Origin of the sequence: Aphanothece hegewaldii CCALA 016, from assembly GCF_003007785.1 — a bacterium.
Classification (GTDB): Bacteria; Cyanobacteriota; Cyanobacteriia; order Cyanobacteriales; family Microcystaceae; genus Chroococcus; species Chroococcus hegewaldii.
The window spans coordinates 149,965-156,333 of record NZ_PXOH01000009.1; the positions used below are offsets into that span (position 1 = coordinate 149,965).

Annotated in this window: 1 CRISPR repeat array (only partly in view). The window is 36.1% G+C overall.

The window, feature by feature from the left end:
• Nucleotides 1-6,247: a CRISPR direct-repeat array (repeat unit 37 nt; unit sequence CTTTCTATTAACTGAATCCTGTTTACGGGATTGAAAC) (it extends 16,464 nt beyond the left edge of the window).
• The last annotated feature ends 122 nt before the right edge of the window (nt 6,248-6,369 follow it).

The window sequence follows — 6,369 nt, forward strand, 5'->3', positions numbered from 1 at the left end:
TTAACTGAATCCTGTTTACGGGATTAAAACATCCCTTATAATCAATCCATAAATGATCGTTTAGGCTTTCTATTAACTGAATCCTGTTTACGGGATTGAAACGCTAACATAATCTCCAGCGCGATTTGGTTTTGGGCCTTTCTATTAACTGAATCCTGTTTACGGGATTGAAACAAACGCTCCATGAGAAAGGGAAAGCGTTAGAACAACTTTCTATTAACTGAATCCTGTTTACGGGATTGAAACTTCAATTCCCTCTGATCTCATAATTCCTCTAGCGGCTTTCTATTAACTGAATCCTGTTTACGGGATTGAAACGTTCAGTAGGAATTAGAGTTTTACGACAAGTTTTAGCTTTCTATTAACTGAATCCTGTTTACGGGATTGAAACTCGCCAAAGCGGTCTAATTGAGTTGCTTTTCCTTCCGCTTTCTATTAACTGAATCCTGTTTACGGGATTGAAACAATAACTCGACAAATTCCTTCAATTAATCCCTTGTACTTTCTATTAACTGAATCCTGTTTACGGGATTGAAACAAAAGTGCTTGATCTTGATTTTGTAGGAATATCCTTTTTCTTTCTATTAACTGAATCCTGTTTACGGGATTGAAACAATTCAACCGCGCCACTTACTTTAAAGGGGAATTTGACCTTTCTATTAACTGAATCCTGTTTACGGGATTGAAACGATAGATCCTCGATTACTAATTGTTGGGCGGCTAAAGCTTTCTATTAACTGAATCCTGTTTACGGGATTGAAACCATTTGTTGATACTTCGAGTCATCAGCGAATGTCACTTTCTATTAACTGAATCCTGTTTACGGGATTGAAACTTTTTTTTGCTAGTGAAAGTATCGAGCGATCGCTATCTTTCTATTAACTGAATCCTGTTTACGGGATTGAAACCTGTAAGCTTTTCTAATTTGCTCATCTGTAATACCTACTTTCTATTAACTGAATCCTGTTTACGGGATTGAAACCCGGAACATCAACTAAACATGGAGAAACTACGAATGGCTTTCTATTAACTGAATCCTGTTTACGGGATTGAAACGTAATATTTATCATTTTTAGGTTTTATTGTCGGGCTGTCTTTCTATTAACTGAATCCTGTTTACGGGATTGAAACAACAAAAACGCTAAACCACTTTTGAACGAAGTTTTCTTTCTATTAACTGAATCCTGTTTACGGGATTGAAACAATCAGGAAATGCGAGCGCCCGTTTATTTGGTAGCGCTTTCTATTAACTGAATCCTGTTTACGGGATTGAAACCTAACATCTCAATAGCTCCTGGCTCTAAACTCGTTCTTTCTATTAACTGAATCCTGTTTACGGGATTGAAACGGATTCTATTCCCTTTAACGCAATTCAAATTGGTTCCACTTTCTATTAACTGAATCCTGTTTACGGGATTGAAACCAAGTTTTGTACGATTTTTGGTACAAAGATCAAAACTTTCTATTAACTGAATCCTGTTTACGGGATTGAAACTTTCTATCGCTTTAACTAAGTTCTCAATCTCCGTTCTTTCTATTAACTGAATCCTGTTTACGGGATTGAAACGTAAATCCAACCGATGTTGTATTTTTTTTCTTGTTTCTTTCTATTAACTGAATCCTGTTTACGGGATTGAAACTAGCCATCACTAAGAGCGGCGAGAGACACTTTATATTCTTTCTATTAACTGAATCCTGTTTACGGGATTGAAACTCCAAGTGGCCGCAACAAAGAAGGTCGCAAAGTCAGCTTTCTATTAACTGAATCCTGTTTACGGGATTGAAACGAATCCTACTTCGATTACGAAGGGATTAAAGAAAACTTTCTATTAACTGAATCCTGTTTACGGGATTGAAACCCACTCATCGACGATACGGACAGCATCGCCTAAATTCTTTCTATTAACTGAATCCTGTTTACGGGATTGAAACTGTGGCCGCGTCAGTTTTTTCAATGGTTGCTGCGACTTTCTATTAACTGAATCCTGTTTACGGGATTGAAACGTTCAGTAGGAATTAGAGTTTTTCGACAAGTTTTAGACTTTCTATTAACTGAATCCTGTTTACGGGATTGAAACCTCTACTTGTTTCCCATTGCTTAGGGTGAAGTAAGCGGCTTTCTATTAACTGAATCCTGTTTACGGGATTGAAACGCTGGAAAAACTAATAACTTCTGATTTTGGATATCTCTTTCTATTAACTGAATCCTGTTTACGGGATTGAAACAGCTATAGGGCGTTGCCACTCATCAACCTCCACCCCCTTTCTATTAACTGAATCCTGTTTACGGGATTGAAACCAGGCTTGGGAGGCATATACAAGAAAAATGCGAATCCTACTTTCTATTAACTGAATCCTGTTTACGGGATTGAAACGATGTGGCCCGCTAATAAAGTAGTGTTATTATCTCGCTTTCTATTAACTGAATCCTGTTTACGGGATTGAAACTACCTACACCTACAATGCTAAAGAAAGAATTAAGTCTTTCTATTAACTGAATCCTGTTTACGGGATTGAAACTTTTACTAGATGATTTAGGGGATGTTGAAATAGATCTTTCTATTAACTGAATCCTGTTTACGGGATTGAAACATACACCATACGTTTAAAGCCTGCTAGTCCGCGCATCTTTCTATTAACTGAATCCTGTTTACGGGATTGAAACAACTCATCCAAGCTTTTTAACTCTTCAATTTCTGGCTTTCTATTAACTGAATCCTGTTTACGGGATTGAAACTAGCTCTAATTACAAATCTATCTGGATTACTGTAGGCTCTTTCTATTAACTGAATCCTGTTTACGGGATTGAAACCCGTATGCGGCTTCCCATAGTTTTATTGGCGGTACTTTCTATTAACTGAATCCTGTTTACGGGATTGAAACTAACAACGGATGTTACAATCTTTAGTGACATCCGTCTCTTTCTATTAACTGAATCCTGTTTACGGGATTGAAACCTCTACGGCAGTCTTGAGATCACCAAAACACCAATTCTTTCTATTAACTGAATCCTGTTTACGGGATTGAAACTTTTTACTGCCAGTAGTCCTTGACAAACTGGACTAGCTTTCTATTAACTGAATCCTGTTTACGGGATTGAAACATAATAGACTTAGCCTTCTCTAGCAAAAGCTTTTGACTTTCTATTAACTGAATCCTGTTTACGGGATTGAAACTCCCATCCTTCCAAAGACAGGGAAACTCCGAAAGATTCTTTCTATTAACTGAATCCTGTTTACGGGATTGAAACCGTTAAATTGTTTGGTGTCACTCCATTTTTTATAGCTTTCTATTAACTGAATCCTGTTTACGGGATTGAAACTCATGATAAGAGATAGGAAAACATGACAAGATCTTTCTATTAACTGAATCCTGTTTACGGGATTGAAACGAGCGAGAGAGAAACATTCAGCCGTTTTCAGCATTTCCTTTCTATTAACTGAATCCTGTTTACGGGATTGAAACCAATCTAATTTAAATCAACCGAAGATTGAATATTGCTTTCTATTAACTGAATCCTGTTTACGGGATTGAAACCTGACACCTTTAGAGATAGATATAAAGATGGAGAGCTTTCTATTAACTGAATCCTGTTTACGGGATTGAAACCTTTATTAACTTCCAATACACCCACTCTTTTTCTGCACTTTCTATTAACTGAATCCTGTTTACGGGATTGAAACGGCTAAAAAACAAATCGAACATAGTACACTTAGAACTTTCTATTAACTGAATCCTGTTTACGGGATTGAAACTGGTCGGAGAACCTTAAATTCTCCTGAAGAAACTTCCCTTTCTATTAACTGAATCCTGTTTACGGGATTGAAACTTGCAAAACCAAATCGGGTCACGCTTGGCTCGTTCCTTTCTATTAACTGAATCCTGTTTACGGGATTGAAACGGTTTTCTCGCTGGAGAGAATTTCGACGATTTGGAACTTTCTATTAACTGAATCCTGTTTACGGGATTGAAACAATTTGGTAACCCATTTTTAGACAACAGTCTTTGAAACTTTCTATTAACTGAATCCTGTTTACGGGATTGAAACACCTTAAATAAACTACACTACCTAGAATAATCTAGACTTTCTATTAACTGAATCCTGTTTACGGGATTGAAACAATTTGTATACAGGCTCAATGCCTGCTTCAATCAACATTCTTTCTATTAACTGAATCCTGTTTACGGGATTGAAACACAAACAATGAATATTAATAATTTTGATGTAAAATCTTTCTATTAACTGAATCCTGTTTACGGGATTGAAACAATTATCGAAGCTTAAAAAAGATTCTAAATTCCCATCTTTCTATTAACTGAATCCTGTTTACGGGATTGAAACATATTTATCAATGTAGCCATCTTAATGCAGATATCCTTTCTATTAACTGAATCCTGTTTACGGGATTGAAACGAAAAAATAACACAACTTCCGCTTTAAAAGCTTTACTTTCTATTAACTGAATCCTGTTTACGGGATTGAAACTTTATTTTATATTTCTCTACTTCTTTTAGTGCAGTTTCATGCTTTCTATTAACTGAATCCTGTTTACGGGATTGAAACAAAATTCTAGAATTTTTAGAATTTCACTAGAATTCTTTCTATTAACTGAATCCTGTTTACGGGATTGAAACGCTTAATACATAGTGTTTTATCTTTTAAATGTATAAACTTTCTATTAACTGAATCCTGTTTACGGGATTGAAACCAATCCCTATAAAGAGTTTGCCTTATGGCAATAAACTTTCTATTAACTGAATCCTGTTTACGGGATTGAAACTGGGTAGATTGCTCTGTCGAAATCTAACCAACTATTCTTTCTATTAACTGAATCCTGTTTACGGGATTGAAACGCTACTTTTCTCATTTCCAACATTAACTATTTTTTCAACTTTCTATTAACTGAATCCTGTTTACGGGATTGAAACTTCAGTAAAATTAGTAGAGGTTAAATCATGAAAGTTCTTTCTATTAACTGAATCCTGTTTACGGGATTGAAACATAAGTCTGATTTTATTTCTAATAGATTAGATGAAAACTTTCTATTAACTGAATCCTGTTTACGGGATTGAAACAATGTCAAAGCTCTCTTTAGATTCTTCATAATCATCTACTTTCTATTAACTGAATCCTGTTTACGGGATTGAAACACCTTTTAAATTACTAAATTATACTCTTTTTATTTCTTTCTATTAACTGAATCCTGTTTACGGGATTGAAACCCTTGATCTTATTTCTATAGAAGGAACACAATAATCTTTCTATTAACTGAATCCTGTTTACGGGATTGAAACTTTTGAGATAATATGTCTTGATCCAGAAGTACCACCGGCTATCTTTCTATTAACTGAATCCTGTTTACGGGATTGAAACACCTCAGTCTGATGACGACGGTATTGGCCGTCAAAAGAACTTTCTATTAACTGAATCCTGTTTACGGGATTGAAACTCCACAGGGATACAGAGAAAAACAGCCTCGCGTATCCTTTCTATTAACTGAATCCTGTTTACGGGATTGAAACAGTCATGAGCGTTAATGCGCAGGTTTGTCCAACAGTCTTTCTATTAACTGAATCCTGTTTACGGGATTGAAACCTTCTACCAATACTTGGCGGATTATGGCGCCAAAACTTTCTATTAACTGAATCCTGTTTACGGGATTGAAACTGTCTAGGTAGCTGCGGGGCTTGGGGATTTCTTTGCTTTCTATTAACTGAATCCTGTTTACGGGATTGAAACTTTTCGATGTCGTGCTTGCGCTTAGGGTCATTTAAGCTTTCTATTAACTGAATCCTGTTTACGGGATTGAAACTTTAGAGGCTTTAGCTGCTTTACAAAATGCGGAGTCTTTCTATTAACTGAATCCTGTTTACGGGATTGAAACTTGTCTTAAAGCCCAATAATTGGGCTGTCATTCTAACTTTCTATTAACTGAATCCTGTTTACGGGATTGAAACAACAAGAGGACAAACTAGGCCAGCTAAATCCAATAGCTTTCTATTAACTGAATCCTGTTTACGGGATTGAAACTTCCCCTCCATTTCCCAGTTCTTAATAGAGGTTGACTTTCTATTAACTGAATCCTGTTTACGGGATTGAAACACGAGTAATCATGTTTGATGCGATTTGACGTGTCACTTTCTATTAACTGAATCCTGTTTACGGGATTGAAACAGATACCGAGTATACCCCCGTAACACTGGATGCTTCTTTCTATTAACTGAATCCTGTTTACGGGATTGAAACCTGTTTATTGCACTTAGTACATCTTTAGCGACAAACCCTTTCTATTAATGGGACTTAAACGAGAAACCAGAGGAAATAAGGGTAGAATAATTACTATGTAAACGTCTCACGTTAAATTGATT